Below are 18,041 nucleotides of genomic sequence, written 5' to 3'. Positions count from 1 at the left end.
GCTGGCTTCATCGCCGGTTGACGGCTTTTATGTGTTGGTCGTAACGCTTCTTACGTCTATGAAATTGATTATTGCGCTATTGGTGCCGGAAGTCAAAAGATATGTCGTAATATCGTTAATACTCTTATGTAAGCAATTGATTTGTAAGGTTATTTTTGATAAAAACTGTCGTCTTTCAATGATTTTTCAGGCACTTTTTTAGCTCATTTATGCCACAGTATCACGCTTGTGCGCGCCGCGCTGATCGCGCCTCAAACAGATAAATTTTGCCGCAACTTGGCGGCCGCTGTCGCACTCCCGCGCCATGCGCTAAGATGCGTTGATCCAGCCAACCGTCAGAGGGAAAAAGAATAATGTTGAACGAACAATTGCGCACGGTAGTGCAGCAGATGCCGAAAGCCGAATTGCACATCCATATCGAAGGCTCGTTGGAGCCGGAACTGATCTTCGCGCTGGCCCAGCGCAACAACGTCAAGCTGGCCTACGGCTCGGTGGAAGAGCTGCGCGCCGCGTATGCGTTCACCGATCTGCAGTCCTTCCTCGACATCTACTACGCAGGCGCCAGCGTGCTGTTGCAGGAGCAGGACTTCTACGACATGACCGCCGCCTACCTGAAGCGCGCCGAGGAAGACAATGTGCGCCACACCGAGATCTTCTTTGATCCGCAGACCCACACCGCGCGCGGCGTGCCGATCAAGACCGTGATCGACGGCATCCACCGCGCCTGCCAGGACAGCCCGGTCAGCGCCACGCTGATCCTGAGCTTCCTGCGCCACCTGTCCGAGGAAGATGCCTTCGCCACGCTGGAAGAGGCGCTGCCTTACCGCGACAAGTACATGGGCATCGGCCTCGATTCGTCGGAGGTCGGCAATCCGCCGGAGAAGTTCGCGCGTGTGTTCGCCAAGTGCCGCGAGCTGGGCTTCCACCTGGTCGCGCATGCGGGCGAGGAAGGTCCGCCGGCGTATATCGAAACCGCGCTCGATGTGCTGAAGGTCGAGCGCATCGATCACGGCGTGCGCTGCCTGGAAGACGCGGCGCTGACGCAGCGCCTGGCGCGCGAGCAGATCGCGTTGACGGTGTGCCCGCTGTCCAACGTCAAGCTGTGCGTGTTCGATCGCATGGAGCAGCACAACCTGCTGGAGCTGCTCGATGCAGGCATCGTCGCTACCGTGAACTCGGACGACCCGGCCTACTTCGGCGGCTACATGAACGCCAACTTCGTCGCCACCTTCGAGGCTTTGCCACTGGGCCTGTCCCACGCGCAGCGCCTGGCGCGCAACAGCTTCTCGGCGGCCTTCCTGCCGGCGGAGCAGAAGCAGAAGTTCCTCGATGAAGTCGACGCGTATTTCGCAGCCCTCTAGAAAACCTCCATGCTCAAACTTGCCTTGAAGATGACGTTGCGCGACTGGCGTGCCGGCCAGCTGCGCTTCCTGCTGATCGCGTTGACGGTGGCGGTGGCCGCCTTGTCCGCCACCGGATTTTTCATCGACCGCCTGCGCAGCGGTCTCGATCGCGATGCCCATCAGCTGCTGGGCGCGGACGTCGTCATCAATGCAGACCTGCCGGTCAACCCGGCCTGGCGCGCGGAGGCTGAGCGGCGCGGGCTGCTGATGACCGACACGGTCAGCTTCCCCAGCATGGCGCAGGCGGGCGAGGGCGAGCAATCGACGTCCTTGCTGGCGTCGTTGAAGGCGGTCGGTCCCGGCTATCCGCTGCGCGGCCAGCTGAAGATCACCACCAACCCTGAACAGGCCGAGCAAAGCTACGGCACGGCCGCCAACAGCGTGCCCGCACCAGGTACGGTGTGGATAGACGCCGGCCTGCTGGGCAGCCTGAAGACCTCCGTCGGCGGCCAGATCAAACTGGGCGACAAGCGCTTCACCGTGGCGCAGCTGATCGCATCCGAACCTGACCGCGGCGCCAACTTCCTGGCCTTCGCGCCGCGCGTGATGTTCGCGCTTGGCGACGTTGAGGCTACCAATTTGATCCAGCCCGGATCGCGGGTGTCCTATCGCTTGCTGGTGGCGGCGCCGTCGTCGCTGCAAAACGGCGCGGCAGTCGCCACGGCTTATGAGCAGTGGCTGCAAGCGCAGATCAAGCAAAACAATATCAAGGGCGTGCGCGTCGAGTCGCTGGAAAACGGCCGTCCCGAAATGCGCGCCACGCTGGACCGCGCCGACCGCTTCCTGTCGCTGGTCGGCCTGCTGTCGGCGATGCTGGCGGCGGTGGCCGTGGCGATGGCCGCGCGCCGCTTCATGCAGCGTCACCTGGATGCCTGCGCCGTGCTGCGCTGCCTGGGCCTGACGCAGAATGAAGTCACGCTGATGTACCTGATCGAATTCCTGATGGTCGGCCTGGCCGGCAGCGCGATGGGCGTGGCGGTTGGCTTCGGCGGCCATTACGTGCTGCTGGAAGTGCTGGGCAAGCTGGTTTCGGCCAGCCTGCCGGCGCCGACCATCTATCCGGCGCTGCAAGGCGTAGCCACCGGCATGCTGCTGTTGGCCGCCTTCGCGCTGCCGCCGATACTGCAACTGCGCAAAGTGCCGCACAACCGCGTGATCCGCCGCGAGCAGGATCCGCCGCAAGTGACAGCGCTGGCCACCTATGGCCTGGGCTTGGCCGGCTTCGTCGGACTGCTGCTGTGGCAGGCGGGCGATGTGCAACTGGCGCTGTACACGGCGGGCGGCTTCCTGGGCGCCTTCGCCTTGTTCGGATTGGTGGGATGGGCCGCGCTGGCCGCGCTCAAGCCGCTGCGGCGCGCGATCAACCATCAAAGCTGGCGCTTCGCCATCAGCTCGTTGCAGCGCCGTCCGGGGGCGACGGTGGTGCAGATCGTCTCGCTGGCGCTGGGCATGATGGCGCTGCTGGTGCTGACCGTGGTGCGCGGCGACCTGATGACGGCCTGGCGCAACGCCACGCCGCCGGATGCGCCCAACCGCTTCATCATCAACATCCAGCCGGAGCAGGCGGCCGATATCGCCAAGCGCTTGCAGGCGGCGGGAGTGAGCTACGCGCCGCAGTATCCGATGATACGCGGCCGCTTGACCGCGGTGAACGGCAAGCCCGTCACCGCAGAAACCTACACCGACGACCGCGCCAGGGGCCTGGCCGACCGCGAGTTCAATCTGTCGACCATGGCGCAGATGCAGGCCGAGAACAAGATCAGCGCCGGCCAGTGGTTCGCCGACAAGCCGGGCGCGCCGGAAGCCTCGGTGGAAGAGGGCATCGCCAAAACGCTGAAGTGGAAGCTGGGCGACAAACTGCGCTTCGATATCGCCGGCACGCCGGTGGACGCCACCATCACCAGCCTGCGCAAGCTGGAGTGGGGTTCGATGCGGGTCAACTTCTTCGTCATCATCAACCCGGCGGCGATGACGGAAGTGTCGCAAAGCTGGATCACCGCCTTCCATCTGCCGCAAGGGCAGGGCGCGGTGATGAATGCCTTGACGCGTGATTATCCCAACCTGACCATCGTCGATGTCGGCGGCCTGCTGCGGCAGGTGCAGGCGGTGCTGGACCAGGTGGTGACGGCGGTTGAATTCCTGTTCGTCTTCACGCTGGCTTCCGGCGTGCTGGTGCTGTATGCCGCGCTGATGGGATCGCAGGACGAGCGCACCCGCGAATCCGGCCTGCTGCGCGCGCTGGGTGCGACGCGCAGGCAGCTGTCGCAGGCGCAGCTGATCGAGTTTTCGCTGGTGGGCGCCTTGTCCGGCGTGCTGGCGGCCAGCGGTGCGGCTGCGATGGGCTGGGCGCTGGCTACCTACCAGTTCAAGTTCGCCTGGAGCTTCAGCCCCGCCGTGTGGCTGGTCGGGCTGGTGGCGGGCGCGCTGTGCGCCATCGCCGGCGGCTGGCTGGGCCTGCGCAATGTGCTGCGCCAGCCGCCGCTGCAAACGCTGCGCGAAGCTTAGCGGCCGTTTCAAAACGCCCACAGCTTCGTTGCAGCGCCTCGCCGTGCTAGCGCACTGTCTTCGTCGCCGCGCCTCGCTGCGAGCGCTTTGAAACAGCCGCTTTAGGCGGCGATGCTGTCCAGCGCCGCCCGCTCCTTGAGGAACTCGTCGTAGGAATAGGGGCGCTGGTCGAAGTAGTGCGCAGGCAGGTCGAACAGCGCCCAGTAGTAGGTCTCGCGGCCCTGGCATATCTGCGGCGCCGCGCAGTAGCGGTGCCAGCTCTCGCCGACGCGGCGCGAGTACATGCCGTCGCCGTCGGGATCGGAGAAGAACGGCAGCACGCGCCGTTCCAGCAGCGCATCCATCAGCGACGGCGGCGCGTCGCTGTCGCGCGCGATCTCGTACTGCGCATACATGCCCTGTTCCGTTTCGATCATCATCAGGCTGGCCTTGCCGTGCTTGTCGAGGAACAGGATGCCGGTCGGATTCGGGAAGATGTAGTGCTCGACAAAGCCCATGCGCGCGCTAAGCTCTCGCACCAGCCGCGCCAGCGCGGGATCGCCGAGGAAGTGGTAGTTATGCAGCAGCACCAGCTCGCGCAGCGTTTCCGACTGGGTGTCGAAGTAGTCGCGCTGTAGGGCGGCGATTTCCAGCTCCAGGATGTCGAGCGCGTGGTCGTCGCTCTTCTTGATGTAGCGGTCGATCAGGCCGCGGTTGAAGGCGCTGACGGCGATCTTTTCATCGGCCGCGCCGGTGAACAAAATCTTCTTGCAGGGCAGATGCTCCACCGCCGCGCAGAATTCCAGGCCGTTCATCTGCGGCATCGAATAATCCACCACCAGCACCGACGGCGTGGCGAAGCGCTGGCGCTGCTCGCCGATGCGGTAGATGCGCTCCAGGTCCAGCGCCACATTGCATTGGTCGGCCGGCAGGTTGTGCATGTCGAAGTTGACGTGCAGCGGCACGCAGCCCGATGGCGACCCCTGTCGCAGCCACTGCAGCGCGGTGGTGGTGTCGTGGAAGGTCTGGCTGGCCAGCATGGGATCGAGCTGGAACGACAGGCTGCGCAGGAAGGAGTCGCTGTCGTCGACCAGCACGGTCAGCGTGGGATGGGAATAGACGGGAAGATGCATGTGTCACCTCGGGATGGTTTGCGGCTTGGGGAATTCAAGAATGAAAATAGCGTAGGCGCCTTCGCGCGATACGCAATGAATGGTGGCGCTCCACGCATGCATGATCTCCTCGCACAAGGCCAGGCCGATGCCGGCGCCGTTGTGCGGCGGATGCGAGTAGAAGCGCCGGAAGATCATCGGCATCTGCTGCGCCGGGATGCCGCAGGCGGTGTCGATGAACAGCAGGCGCGGTGGCTGGTGGGCGCCATCGACCACGATGCGCACGCGGCCCTTGCCGGCGCGCTGCACGGCCTTGAGCGCGTTGCGCAGCAGGTTCAGCAGGATCACCACAGACAGCTCGGTCTGGCCGGCGAACGTGAAGTTGTGGCGCACCTCCAGCGCCACCAGCTTCTGCTGCGTGGCGTTGGAAAACGGGTAGCGCTTGAGTACCGCCTCCACCACGCCTTCCATCGACACCGCCTCCACCGGTCGCAGGTTTTGCCGCACCGCCGTGGCGCTGAGCAGGAACAGGTCGATCATGTGGTTCATGTGGCGCACCTCGAACTGGATGCGCGCCAGCGCGTCGATGGCGCTGAGCCGGTCCTCCTGCGTGCGGCTGCCGGTGTCGGTGTACATGCGCAGCAGGCCGCGCACATTGGCGTCGACGCTGGTGAGCGGCGTGCGCAGCTCGTGCGCCACGGTCGCCAGGCCCGCGCCCAGGCCGGCCAGCTTTTCCTGCGCCAGCACATGGCGGCTGATCTTGGCCGCCGACAGCACGGCGATGGTGAACCAGTGGATCGGCACCTGCTGCCATACCGGCCGGCTTAACAGAACCACGCCTTCACCCAGCGCGGCGGCGGCGGCGCAGGCGGCGGCGGTGCCGACCAGATAAGCCGTGATGGCCAGGCTGGTGTCGAAGTGGAACAGCACGACCAGCCCGATCAGCAGCGACTCGCTCCACACGCCGGAAGCATGGTTCATCAGGAACATGAAGGTGAAAAAGAACGGGAAAATATAGCTGAGCGTAACCAGCAGGTAGAGACTTAGCATGCGGCGACTGAACTGGCGCGCGAACAGGCCCAGCGCGCACAGCAGGATGCCGAGCAGGCGCAGCGGCAGGGTCTCGTATTCCTGCGGGAAGAAGTGCTGCCAGATCACGTAGTACAGCGGCATGCCCACCGTGCCGATACTCGCCAGCAGCAGCACGCGCACCGTCGCATGGTCCTCGCGGCCATGGTAGAGCAGCAGCGATTGGACCAGTCCGTGCTGCCAGCGTTTCCAGCGTTCTGGGAGGGGATGCTTCATGGTCGGATTGACTTTTATCAAGTTGCCATGATCGCCTTAAATTACAACGCGATCCGGCATATCAATTCAATAATTGATCGGCGTCAATCACTTCTTGTTTTTTTGGCCTCAAGGTTGCTAACGGAATCATAAAAAAACAACCTTTTCCAAAACTACCAAAGGAGTCTAAAAATGGCCAACGCGATTGCTCAAGATCATGTCCACGCCCAGGTTTTTTCCTCGCCAGCTGAGCAGCACATGCCCGATTTTGTGACTCGCCGCATGGACGAGCACTACATCGTCCGCATCCAACAACTGCTGGGCGGCGAACATCCGCACGCCTGGCAACCGACCCCCGCCGGCGCCGTGTTCCTGGCCGGGAATGACTACCTGTGCCTGGCCGGCGAACCGGCGCTGATGGGCGCGCAGATGGCGGCGCTGGCGCACAGCCAGGGCGAGCTGCTGATGTCGGCCGTGTACCTGCAGGAGGGCAGCGCGCAGCACCGTCTGGAGCGCAAGTTCGCGCAGTTCATGGGCGCGCAGGACGGCATCCTGGCGCAGTCCGGCTGGGCCGCCAACGTCGGCCTGGTGCAGACGCTGGCGGGGCCCGGCATCCCGGTCTACCTGGACATGCAGGCGCACGCCTCGCTGTGGGAGGGCGTGCAGTCGGCCGGGGCGATGCCGCTGCCTTTCCTGCACAACGATATCGAGCATTTGCAGAAGCAGCTGGCGCGGCATGGGCGCGGCCTGATCGTGGTCGACTCGCTGTACAGCACCAACGGCAGCGTGGCGCCGTTGCGCGAGCTGGTGGAAATCGCCGAGCGCAGCGGCTGCCTGCTGATCGTCGACGAATCGCATTCGCTGGGCACGCACGGGCCGCGCGGCGCCGGACTGGTGGCGGATCTGGGCTTGAGCGAGCGGGTACACTTCCGCACAGCCTCGCTGGCGAAGGCCTTTGCCGGACGCGCCGGTTTCATCACCTGCTCCAGCAAATTCAAGGGCTACTTCCTGTCGGAGTCGCGTCCGGCGATCTTCAGTTCCTGCCTGCTGGGGCATGAGCTGGCGTGGTTCGACGCCGCCATCGATTTCGTCGCCGCCGCCGACGACCGCCGCGCCGCGCTGCGCGCCCATGCGGTCGAAGTGCGCGAGGAGTTGAGCACGCTGGGTTACAACGTCAGCGACGGCAGCGAGCAGATCATCGCGCTGGAGCCCGGCCCGGAGCCGAAGACGCTGGCGCTGCGCAAGCTGCTGGAGCGGCATGGCATCTACGGCGCCATGTTCTGCGCGCCGGCCACGCCGAAGAACCGCTCGCTGGTGCGGCTGACGCTGAACTCCGGCCTGGATCGCACGCAGCTGTCGCGCATCATCCAGGCCTGCGACGATATCCGCAGCGAGGCCGACCTGGAGAACTGGTCGTCGACGCGGCGCCTGCGCCGGCTTGCCCTGGTGTGATGCACTCGCTTCGCCGCCCGGTACGCTATCATGGAGGTTATGACTGAATCCCGAACTCTCTATGAAGTTATCGGCGGCGAATCGCGCGTGCGCGAGATGGTCGACCGTTTTTATGATCTGATGGAACTGGAGCCGGAGTTTGCGCTGCTGCGCGCCGCCCATCCGCCCACGCTGGACAACGCGCGCGAGCGCCTGTTCATGTTCCTGAGCGGCTGGATGGGCGGGCCGGACCTGTACATCGAAGCGCACGGCCATCCGCGCCTGCGCATGCGGCACATGCCGTTCGCCATCGGCACCCAGGAGCGCGACCAGTGGCTGCGCGCGATGGCGTGGGCGATGGAAGATGTCGGTATCGACGAGGCGCTGCGGTTGCGGTTGATGGAGTCCTTCTATCAAACCGCCGACTGGATGCGCAACAAGCCGGATTGATGCCATGAGCCAGATCGAGTTCTTTGTCCTGCTGGCGGCGCTTGCCGTGGTGATCGTGTTGCAAGTGCTGTCGCTGCTGCGCGCGCGCGGCGGCGCCGGAGCCAATGCCGATGGCGGCCTGGCCGAGCGCATCGAGCGTGTCGAACGCGAAGTGCGGATGCAGTTGCAGACCACGGCGCAAGCCACGCATGCAGCCAGCGTGCAGCAGTTCGAAGCCATGCGCCGCCAGCTTGAAGCGCAAGGCCTGGTCGGCCGCGATGAGCAGGGCCGCAGCCTGAAGCAGTTCGCCGAGAGCATGAACCTGGCGCTGATACGCCTGACCGAATCGAACGCCGCGCGCATGCAGGAAGTGCGCGCCACGCTGGAAGCCAAGATCAAGGATCTGCAAGCCGACAACGGCGCGCGCCTGGAAGAGATGCGCAAGACCGTCGACGAGAAGCTGCATGCGACGCTGGAGGCGCGTTTGAGCGCCTCGTTCCAGCAGGTGTCCGAGCGGCTGGAGCGGGTGCACCAGGGCTTGGGCGAGATGCAGCAGCTGGCGCTGGGCGTCGGCGACCTGAAACGCGTGCTGACCAATGTGAAGACGCGCGGCACCTGGGGTGAAGTGCAGCTGGAGATGCTGCTGGAGCAGGTGCTGACGCCGGAGCAGTATGCGAAGAACGTCGAGACTATCGCCGGCAGCGGCGCGCGCGTGGAGTTCGCGCTCAAGCTGCCGGGCCAGACCGAGGGCGGCGCGCCGGTGTGGATGCCGATCGACGCCAAGTTCCCGAAAGAGCAGTACGAACGCCTGCTGGACGCCGCCGACCGCGCCGATGCCGAAGGCGTGGCGCAGGCCGGCCGCGAGCTGGAACGCGCAGTGCGCGTGGAGGCCAAGACCATCTCGGAGAAGTACGTATCGCCGCCGCACACCACCGATTTCGCCATCCTGTTCCTGCCCACCGAGGGCCTGTACGCGGAGGTGATGCGCCGTCCCGGCCTGGCCGACGAGCTGCAGCGCGTGAACCGCATCAGCATCGCCGGGCCGTCGACCTTGTCGGCGCTGCTCAACAGCCTGCAGATGGGCTTCCGCACGCTGGCGCTGGAGAAGCGCTCGTCGGAAGTGTGGCAGGTGCTGGGCGCGGTGAAGACGGAGTTCAGTAAGTTCGGCGACGTGCTGGCCGCCACCAAGCTGACGCTGGAACGCGCCGCCAAGAATATCGAAACAGCCGAAACCCGCAGCCGCCAGATGGCGCGCAAGCTGAAGACGGTGGAGGCGCTGCCAAGCGAAGCGGCGCAGCTGCTGCTGGGACCCGAGATCGACAAACAGGATCTCGACATAGACTAGAACGGAGACAGGTATGCCCGCTGCTGCTATCCCGCGCACTCTCGATTTTTCCATGGTCGGCATACCTGCCGTTCAGCGTAACAAGATCGTCAGCGCGGCCGATGCGGTCAGCCTGATACGCGACGGCGACACCATCGCCACCGGCGGCTTTGTCGGCGTCGGCTTCGCGGAGAATATCGCGGTGGCGCTGGAACGGCGCTTCCTGGCCGCCGACAGCGGCGGCCATCCGCGCGACCTGACGCTGGTCTACGCCGCAGGGCAGGGCGACGGCAAGGAGCGCGGCCTGAATCATTTCGGCCACGAGGGCCTGCTCAAACGGGTGATCGGCGGCCACTGGAGCCTGGTGCCCAAGCTTCAGCAACTGGCCATGAGCGGCAAGATCGAAGCCTACAACCTGCCGCAAGGCGTCATCAGCCAGCTGTTCCGCGATACCGCTGCCGGCAAACCCGGGCTGCTGACGCACGTTGGCCTCGGCACCTTTGTCGATCCGCGTCACGGCGGTGGCAAGATCAACGCCCGCACCAACGAGGAGCTGGTCGAGCTGCTGACGCTGGGCGGCAAGGAATACCTGTTCTACAAATCGCAGCCGGTGCACGTGGGGATCATCCGCGGCACCACGGCGGACGCCAACGGCAACGTCACCATGGAGCGCGAGGCGCTGACGCTGGAGGCGCTGGCGATTGCCATGGCCGCGCACAATTCGGGCGGCATCGTCATCGTGCAGGTCGAGCGCATCGCCGACCGTGGCACGCTCAATCCGCGCCAGGTCAAGATCCCCGGCATCCTGGTCGATTGCGTGGTGGTGGCGGAAAAGCCGGAATACCATATGCAGACTTTCGCCGAACCGTACAACCCGGCCTACTCTGGCGAGGTGCGCGTACCCCTGTCGGCGATGGCGCCGATGCCGATGTCGGAGCGGAAGGTGATCGCCCGCCGCGCGCTGATGGAGCTGCGGCCGAACAATGTGGTCAACCTCGGCATCGGCATGCCGGAGGGTGTGGCGGCGGTGGCGGTGGAGGAGAAGCTGCTCGACCTGGTGACGCTGACAGCGGAGCCGGGCGTGATCGGCGGCATGCCGGCCGCAGGCCTGAACTTCGGCGCGGCCACCAACCCGGATGCGGTCATCGATCAGCCTTACCAGTTCGACTTCTACGACGGCGGCGGCCTGGATGTGGCGGTGCTTGGCCTGGCGCAGGCCGACCGCCACGGCAATCTGAACGTCAGCAAATTCGGCAGCAAGCTGGCCGGCGCCGGGGGCTTCATCAACATCAGCCAGAACGCACGCAAGGTGGTGTTCGTCGGCACCTTCATGGCGGACAAGGGCGCGACGCGCAAATTCATCAACGAGGTGGAGCACCGCACCTACAGCGGCGAGTACGCGGCGCGGCGAGGGCAGGAAGCCCTGTTCATCACCGAGCGCTGCGTGATGCGGCTGGTGCTGGACGGCGGCATGTCCGCGCTGGAGCTGATCGAGATCGCGCCGGGTGTCGATGTGGAGCGCGACATCCTGGCGCATATGGATTTCAAGCCTGCGATCAGCGCGCAGCTGAAGGTGATGGATGCGCGCATCTTCGCGCCGCTGGCGATGAACTGGCGCAGCGACTTCCTCGCGCTGCCGCTGGAGCAGCGGCTGGTGTACGACGCGCAGCAGGAACTGTTCTTCGTGAACTTCGAAGGCTTCGAGGTGAGCGACGCCGCCACTATCGCCGCCATCTGCGAGATGGTGGCGGAGCGCCTGGCGCCGTTGGGGCGCAAGGTGCCGGCGGTGATCAACTACGATAACTTCTCGATCTCGCCGGATTTGATGGACCAGTACGTGGCCTCCGTGAACGATCTCGCGGAGCGCTACTACAGCAAGGTGACGCGCTACGCACACAGCACCTTCATGCGCGCCAGTCTGGGACGCGCCTTCCGTCGTATCGAGAAGGATGCCGCGCTGTTCGCCAACTCGGCCGAGGCCTTGCTGCGTTTGCAGGAACCTTGATTGCGTGTTTATGCGTATTTGTGCGTGATTGTTTACATTGTACGCATGAGTGTGTACACTTTTGCGCATGAAACGTGAAAACCTCCTGCTACAAGAGCGCCACGACCTGATACTGAAGCAATTGGAGGCCGATGGCCGCGTGATTGCTTCCGTGCTGGCGCTGGACCTGAACGTCACCGAAGATACGATACGGCGCGACCTGCGCGATCTGGCCGCCGCCGGCTTGTGCCAGAAAGTGTACGGTGGCGCCGTGCGCATCGCCGCTGCGCCGGAATCGGGCACGCTGACCCAGCGCCTGGGGCGCCAGCAGTCCGGCAAGTCGCGCCTGGGCGCTGCCGCCGCCACGCTGGTAAAGCCGGGCAGTGTGATCTTCCTCGACGCCGGCTCCAGCAACCTGGCCATCGCCGAGGCTTTGCCCGCAGTGCCATTGACGGTGCTGACCAACGCGCCGTCGATTGCGGCGCGGCTGCTCGACAGCCCTCACATAGAACTGATCATGATCGGCGGCCGCGTCAAGCAGGGCCTGGGCGGCAGCGTTGGCGCGACCGCGCTGCGCGAGGTGGAGCTGCTGCGGCCCGACCTGTATTTCATCGGAGCCTGCGGTGTCGATCTGCATGCCGGCATCACCGCTGTCGATTTTGAAGAGGCGGAATTCAAGCGTCGCCTCGCGGCGCACAGCAAGGCCACCGCCGTTGTCGCCACGACTGAAAAAATGGGCGCGGTTGCATCCTTCCTGGTGCTGCCTATCGCCCAATTGACTCACCTGATCGTCGAGCAGGATAGCGATGCGCGGCTGGCGGATGCCTATTCCGCAGCCGGCACCCGCCTGCTGCGCGCCGAATAAAGAAAGCGAATCTGATGACCACCGGTTTACAACAACGAATTTCTACCCGCCTGGCCTTCCTGGCGGCGGGCATGGCGATGTCGGCCTGGGCGCCGCTGGTGCCGTTCGCGCAGGCGCGCACCGGCGTGCAGCAGGGGGAGCTTGGCTTGCTGCTGCTTTGTCTCGGCATCGGCTCATTGCTGGCGATGCCGGTGACGGGCGTGCTGGCTGCGCGCTTCGGCTGCCGCCGCATCATCCTCGCCTCCGGGCTGGGATGCTGTCTGGTGTTTCCCTTGCTGGCGATCGCGCCGACGGCATGGTCGTTGGCGCTGGTGCTGTTCCTGTTTGGCGCGACGATAGGCACGCTGGATGTGGCGATGAATATCCAGGCCGTGATCGTCGAGAAGGAATATGGCGGCGCGCTGATGTCGGGCTTCCATGGACTGTTCAGCGTGGGCGGCATCGTTGGTGCGGGCAGCATGACGTTGATGCTGTGGGCGGGGATGGATCTGGTCGCGGCGTCGCTGGTGTTGGCGGCGGCGGTCGCGCTGGTGCTGATCGGCGCCGGTCCTTATCTGCTGCGCGATCCGGCGCCGTCGGAGCGCGACGCACCGCTGTTCGCCATGCCGCGTGGCGCGGTGGTTTTGATTGGCGCCTTATGCTCGCTGGTGTTCCTGGCCGAAGGCGCGGTGCTGGACTGGAGTGCTGTGATGCTGACGAGCGGCGGCGGCTTCACGGCCGGGCAGGGCGGCCTGGGCTACGCGGCCTTCGCCGTGGCGATGACCGTGGGACGGCTCAACGGCGACAAGATGGTGCAGCGCTGGGGCGGCGCGCGCCTGCTGCTGTTGGGCGGCTTGTGCGCGGCGTTGGGATTCCTGATCGTGGTGCTGGCGCCATCGCCGTGGATCGCGCTGGCCGGTTTCGCGCTGATCGGCACGGGCGCTTCGAACATCGTACCGGTGCTGTTCAGCGCAGCGGGCAGCCAGCAGGATATGCCGGCCAGCCTGGCCATCAGCGCCATCACCACCATCGGCTACGCCGGCATCCTGGCGGGGCCTGGATTGATAGGATTCGTAGCCCATGCATTCGGCTTGCAGCTGGCGTTCGCCGGGCTGGCCTGCGGCATGCTGCTGGTGGCGGCTAGCGGCTGGTCAGCCGTTCCAGGCGCAGGCGGTGGCGCTCGTCGGTGACGCTGCGCGCCGCCAGGTAGACCGCCAGCGTGACCGATAGTCCGCTGCCGCCGGCCAGCAGGAACATCAGCAGGATTTGATAGCGCACCGCGTCCATCGGGTCCATGCCGGCGAGGATCTGGCCGGTCATGATGCCGGGCAGGGTGATGATGCCGGCCGCCGACATCTGGTTGATGAGCGGGATCAGGCCCTTGCGCACCGACTCGCGTATCAGCGGCGCCAGCGCTTCGTTGCGGGTGGCGCCCAGCACCAGTTGCGCTTCGATCGCGGCGCGGGAGTTGACTACGCCGCCGTAGAAGGAGTCCAGTCCCAGGCTGGCGGAATTGAGTACGTTACCCAACACGATGCCGATCAGCGGAATCGCGTACTGCGGTTCGTACCAGGGCGTTGGATGCAGCACGGTGAACAGTGCCAGCATCACGGTGGCGATGCTGGACAGGCCGACGCTCGCAGTGGCCAGCCATACGCCTGGCCAGCCGCGCAAGCCGTGTGCGGGCCGCATCGCCACCTCGCGCGCGGCGGCGACGATCATCAGCATTGCCACGGCCAGCGTTGCGGCCGGCGAGGCCAGAGCAAACACCCAGCGCAGCACCAGTCCCACCAGCAGCAACTGCACCACCATGCGTACGGCTGCCCACAGCATGCTGCGCTGCATGCGCAATCCCAACCACGCCGAGATGCCGGCGTTGAGCAGCACCAGTGACGAGGCGATGGCCAGGTCGATTGCGCCTGGTTGGATCGGTGTCATGCCGGCGCTCATGGCGCGGCCTCGTTGTCGTTTTCGTTGAGCTGGCGGTCGCGCATCGTCATGCTGCGGTGGCCCAACGTTTGCGCCTGCGCTTCGGAGTGGGTGACCAGGATGATGGACAGGCCCGCCGCCAGTTCCTTTTGCAGCAATGCTTCGGTTGCGGCGACGGATGCGGGGTCCAGCGCGGCGGTAGGCTCGTCAAGCAGCAGCACTTGCGGTTGGCAGGCCAGTGAGCGTATCAACGCCATGCGCTGTCGCTCGCCGGTGGACAGGCGGTTGATGTCGCTCTCCAGCAGCGACGGCGACAGATTCAGTTGCGGCAGCAGTTCACGCACGCGGTCCATCTGCGAGGGCTTGAAATGCTGGCCAGCAGTCGGCTGCCACCATGCCGCTTCGGCGGGCTGGTAGATCACGCCGGCCCGCCACTCGGGGGCGCTCATGCCGGAGCGGGGAAGTCCGTTCAGCAGGGCCTCGCCGGTGTTGGGATCGAGATCGCACAGCATCCGCAGCAGCAGGCTTTTGCCCGCGCCGGACGGGCCGGAGATGGTCAGGCACTGGCCCGCTTCGAGATCGAAGGAGAACGGGCCGGCCAGCGGCGATTGCAGATTGCGGATGCGCAGGCGTGGCTGATGGGCGCTGGCCGGCATCATGCGGCTAGACCAGGCCGTCGAACAGCAGCACGTCGACCATCTCGCCGGCGGCGATGCTGGCCTGCGCTTCGCGCAGCACGACGATGCAGTTCGCTTCCGTCATCGAACTCAATATGCCCGAGCCTTGCGCGCCGGTGAGACGCACTTGCGGTTCGCCGCCTGCGCCGGTGCTCAGGATGCCGCGCTGGTACTCGGTGCGGCCGGGGCGTTTGCGGATCGCTTCCGTGGTGCGGGCCTGCATCACCGGCTGCGTCGCCTGCGCGCCCATCATGCGCAGCAGCGCCGGACGGGCGAACATGTAGAACGACACCATCACCGCCACCGGATTGCCGGGCAGGCCAAACAGCCAGGCGCTGTCTGCCTCCGTTTGAATCTTGCCGAAGGCGAGCGGGCGGCCGGGACGCATCGCCAGCTTCCAGAAGGCGACGTCGCCCAGGCGGGCCATGATGTCGCGTGTGTAGTCGGCCGCGCCTTCGGATACGCCGCCGGAGGTGATGATGGCGTCGGCCTTGGTGCAGGCTTGGCGCAGCGCCGCCTCCAGCGCGGCCGGATCGTCGCGCACGATGCCCATGTCGATCACTTCGCAGCCGAGCCGCGTCAGCATGCCGAACAGCGTGTAGCGGTTGCTGTCGTAGACGCAGCCGTCGTCGAGAGGATCGCCGAGCGAGCGCAGTTCGTCGCCGGTGGAGAAGAAGGCCACGCGCAGCTTGCGCTGCACCGTCACTTCGCCGATGCCGAGCGAGGCTACCAGGCCCAGATCGGCGGGGCGCAGGATTTTCCCTTTCGCCAGCGCGATGCCGCCCGCTTTCAGATCCTCGCCGGCGAAGCGGCGGTTGGCGCCGGTGCGGATGGCGCCGTGCGGGATGGTGACGCTGTCGCCATCGATGTGCGAGGCCAGTTCCTGCGGCAGCACGCTGTCGCAGCCGGGCGGGATGGCGGCGCCGGTCATGATGCGGATGCATTCGCCGGCTTGCGGCGTCTGCGTGCAAGGGCGGCCCGCGTAGGCGATGTCGATCACCTTGAACGTGGCGTCGGGAGCGCCGGCTGCGGGCAGGTCGGCGCCGCGCAGCGCGTAGCCGTCCATCGCCGAGTTGTCGTAGGCCGGCACGTTGATCGGCGAGATGATGTCTTCGGCCAGCACGCGATCGAGCGCGCCGTGCAGCAGCGCGCGCGTTTCGGTCGCGGTGACGGGCGTGATGCGTTCGCAGATGATGCGCTGCGCTTCGGCTACGGGCATCGCGCCGGGATCGCCAACAGCTGGTGCTACCGGTGCGGATGGCTCGCTGGCGCTGGCCTGCTCGTGCATCTGCAACTCGGCCAGCGTGTTGATGTTGCGGAAGGCGTCGGCGTCGTCGAACATCACTTCGGCCACGCGCAGCGATTTGATCCAGCTTTCCATGCGGCGCGCGCCGGTGTCCAGATAGGTGTCCAGCTGCGGCAGCAGGCTTGCCTTCATCAGCGCGAACACCGGGTGCGGCTGGCGATACGGTTCGACGCCTTCTTCGGCTTCCATGGTGACGGCCAGCGCCACGTCGGCGTTCTGCTCCAGCAGCGCCGCGTGCAGGCGTTCGGCCAGGTCGTCGGGCAGGAAGGGCGAGTCGCAGGGAGCGGTCAGCAGCAGTTCGGTGGGGCAGTATTGCAGGCCGATTTGCAGGCCGGCCAGCGGGCCTTCGAAGCCGTCGAGATAATCGGGCAGCACCGGCGCCGCGCCGGCCACCGCCTGGTACTGCGGCAGGTTGCGGTTGGCGTTGATGACGACGGTGGCGACTTGCGGCGCCAGGCGGCGCATCACATGTTCGACCAGCGTGGCGCCGCGAAACGGCTGCAGACCTTTATCGACGCGGCCCATGCGGGTGCCGCGTCCACCAGCCAGTATCAATCCGGTGATCTTGCTCTTCAAAGACAAACTACCCTCCGATGTAAGACATTTCCACTTTGGTGGCGCCGGCTTGCAGGCCGTCCGTATTATTGGTGCGCAGTTCCGAGTATCGGTCGCCCCGCGCGCGCCACAGGTGGGCCAGCACGGTGCCGATTTCGGCGTCGCTGCGGCCGTCGCGCAGCAGGGCGCGCAAATCGTGGCCGCTGCTGGCGAACAGACAAGTGTACAGCTTACCCTCGGTGGACAGGCGCGCACGGGTACAGTCGCGGCAGAATGCGTGGGATACACTTGAGATCACGCCGATCTCGCCAGCGCCGTCGGCGTAGCGCCAGCGCGCGGCGGTTTCGCCGGTGTAGTTGGCGGACAGCGCTTCGAGCGGCATCTCAGCGTGGATGCGGCTTACCACCTCGGCGGAGGGGATGACTTCGTCCATTTTCCAGCCGTTGGATGCGCCGACATCCATGTATTCGATGAAGCGCAGGATGTAGGGCGTGTGCTTGAAATGGCGGGCCATGGGCAGGATTTCCTGGTCGTTCATGCCGGCTTTGACCACCATGTTGATCTTGATCGGCCCCAGGCCGACTTGATGTGCGACATCTATCCCGTGCAGCACATCGTCAACCGAGAAGTCGACATCGTTCATGCGCTGGAAGACGGTGTTGTCCAGCGCATCGAGCGAGACGGTGATGCGTTGCAGGCCGGCGTCCTTGAGCGACTGTGCCTTGCGCGCCAGCAGGGAGGCGTTGGTGGTCAGCGTCAGGTCCAGCGGTTTGCCGTGGACGGTCTTGAGCTCGGCCAGCATGGCGATCAGGCGTTCGATATTCTTGCGCAGCAGCGGCTCGCCGCCGGTCAGGCGGATTTTCTCGACGCCGTGGGCGATGAAGGTCTTGGCCAGCCGGGTGATTTCTTCGAACGACAGCAGGGAGGTGTGCGGCAGGTACTGGTAGTCCTTGTCGAACACCTCTTTGGGCATGCAGTAGACGCAGCGGAAATTGCAGCGGTCGGTGACGGAGATGCGCAGATCGTGTAGCGGGCGGGCCAGCTGATCGCTCAGCAGGCCGGTGGGCGTTTCCAGGACTGCGGGGATGGCTGGCGGCGCGCGGCGCTGGCTGGCCATCATGATGATTTTCTCTGCCATGACTCTACAATCTTGCTGTTTTTGAAATGCGGGACGACATCTGAGCAACTACAAGAAGCTACGATAGCACGTCGCCGCCAACTCGGTGGCGTGGGCCTCCATTAAAAAAGCCCCGCCGGCCTGAACGCGCTCAAGAACGCG

General features: G+C 65.3%; 14 protein-coding genes. 8 read left to right on the top strand and 6 right to left on the bottom strand.

The window, feature by feature from the left end:
- Nucleotides 1–353: 353 nt before the first annotated feature.
- The gene (locus tag GEV02_RS18020; RefSeq protein ID WP_152805920.1) at nt 354–1,361 is read left to right on the top strand and encodes an adenosine deaminase; all 1,008 of its coding nucleotides are present in this window, start codon (nt 354–356) and stop codon (nt 1,359–1,361) included.
- Nucleotides 1,362–1,370: 9 nt separating this feature from the next.
- Nucleotides 1,371–3,908, top strand: a complete 2,538-nt coding sequence (locus GEV02_RS18015; RefSeq protein WP_152839292.1) for an ABC transporter permease — start codon at nt 1,371–1,373, stop codon at nt 3,906–3,908.
- A 101-nt stretch (nt 3,909–4,009) separates the two neighbouring features.
- On the opposite strand, the gene GEV02_RS18010 is transcribed toward GEV02_RS18015, so the two are convergent.
- Both GEV02_RS18010 and GEV02_RS18005 read right to left on the bottom strand, forming a co-directional pair.
- The gene (locus GEV02_RS18010; protein WP_152839291.1) at nt 4,010–5,020 is read right to left on the bottom strand and encodes a response regulator; all 1,011 of its coding nucleotides are present in this window, start codon (nt 5,018–5,020) and stop codon (nt 4,010–4,012) included.
- A 3-nt stretch (nt 5,021–5,023) separates the two neighbouring features.
- Nucleotides 5,024–6,304: a sensor histidine kinase gene (locus GEV02_RS18005; RefSeq protein ID WP_152839290.1), complete on the bottom strand. Its 1,281-nt coding sequence runs from the start codon at nt 6,302–6,304 to the stop codon at nt 5,024–5,026.
- Nucleotides 6,305–6,475: 171 nt separating this feature from the next.
- On the opposite strand from GEV02_RS18005, the gene cqsA reads away from it, so the two are divergent.
- The 6 genes from cqsA (at nt 6,476) to GEV02_RS17975 (ending at nt 13,485) form a co-directional block, all read left to right on the top strand.
- On the top strand, nt 6,476–7,735 hold the full coding sequence (gene cqsA / locus GEV02_RS18000) for an alpha-hydroxyketone-type quorum-sensing autoinducer synthase (RefSeq protein ID WP_152839289.1): 1,260 nt from the start codon (nt 6,476–6,478) through the stop codon (nt 7,733–7,735).
- Between the two features lie 30 nt (nt 7,736–7,765).
- On the top strand, nt 7,766–8,164 hold the full coding sequence (locus GEV02_RS17995) for a group II truncated hemoglobin (RefSeq protein WP_152839288.1): 399 nt from the start codon (nt 7,766–7,768) through the stop codon (nt 8,162–8,164).
- 4 nt (nt 8,165–8,168) lie between these two features.
- Complete coding sequence (locus GEV02_RS17990; protein WP_152839287.1) at nt 8,169–9,488, top strand: DNA recombination protein RmuC; 1,320 nt, start codon at nt 8,169–8,171, stop codon at nt 9,486–9,488.
- A gap of 52 nt (nt 9,489–9,540) precedes the next feature.
- A complete protein-coding gene (locus GEV02_RS17985) occupies nt 9,541–11,472 on the top strand; it encodes an acyl CoA:acetate/3-ketoacid CoA transferase (RefSeq protein ID WP_152839477.1) in 1,932 nt (643 codons plus the stop codon).
- Nucleotides 11,473–11,539: 67 nt separating this feature from the next.
- Nucleotides 11,540–12,316, top strand: coding sequence for a DeoR/GlpR family DNA-binding transcription regulator (locus tag GEV02_RS17980; protein WP_152839286.1), 777 nt, complete (start codon nt 11,540–11,542; stop codon nt 12,314–12,316).
- Nucleotides 12,317–12,330: 14 nt separating this feature from the next.
- On the top strand, nt 12,331–13,485 hold the full coding sequence (locus tag GEV02_RS17975) for an MFS transporter (protein WP_152839285.1): 1,155 nt from the start codon (nt 12,331–12,333) through the stop codon (nt 13,483–13,485).
- Here GEV02_RS17975 and GEV02_RS17970 read toward each other — a convergent pair.
- Genes GEV02_RS17970 through moaA form a run of 4 tightly spaced genes read right to left on the bottom strand, consistent with a single transcriptional unit; the run spans nt 13,436 to nt 17,900 of the window.
- Entirely contained in the window at nt 13,436–14,233 is a 798-nt protein-coding gene (locus tag GEV02_RS17970; RefSeq protein ID WP_152839284.1) for an ABC transporter permease, read from the bottom strand. The two genes, GEV02_RS17975 and GEV02_RS17970, sit on opposite strands and share 50 nt — an antisense overlap.
- 8 nt (nt 14,234–14,241) lie before the next feature.
- A complete protein-coding gene (locus GEV02_RS17965) occupies nt 14,242–14,883 on the bottom strand; it encodes an ABC transporter ATP-binding protein (RefSeq protein WP_174999164.1) in 642 nt (213 codons plus the stop codon).
- Between the two features lie 4 nt (nt 14,884–14,887).
- A complete protein-coding gene (gene moeA / locus GEV02_RS17960) occupies nt 14,888–16,789 on the bottom strand; it encodes a molybdopterin molybdotransferase MoeA (protein WP_152839283.1) in 1,902 nt (633 codons plus the stop codon).
- 1 nt (nt 16,790) lies between these two features.
- Complete coding sequence (moaA, locus tag GEV02_RS17955) at nt 16,791–17,900, bottom strand: GTP 3',8-cyclase MoaA (RefSeq protein ID WP_152839282.1); 1,110 nt, start codon at nt 17,898–17,900, stop codon at nt 16,791–16,793.
- Nucleotides 17,901–18,041: the final 141 nt, after the last annotated feature.

Origin of the sequence: Rugamonas aquatica, from assembly GCF_009380215.1 — a bacterium.
Classification (GTDB): domain Bacteria; phylum Pseudomonadota; class Gammaproteobacteria; order Burkholderiales; family Burkholderiaceae_D; genus Rugamonas; species Rugamonas aquatica_B.
Note: the sequence above shows the minus strand (reverse complement) of the source record. Positions and strands in the feature narration are given on the sequence as shown.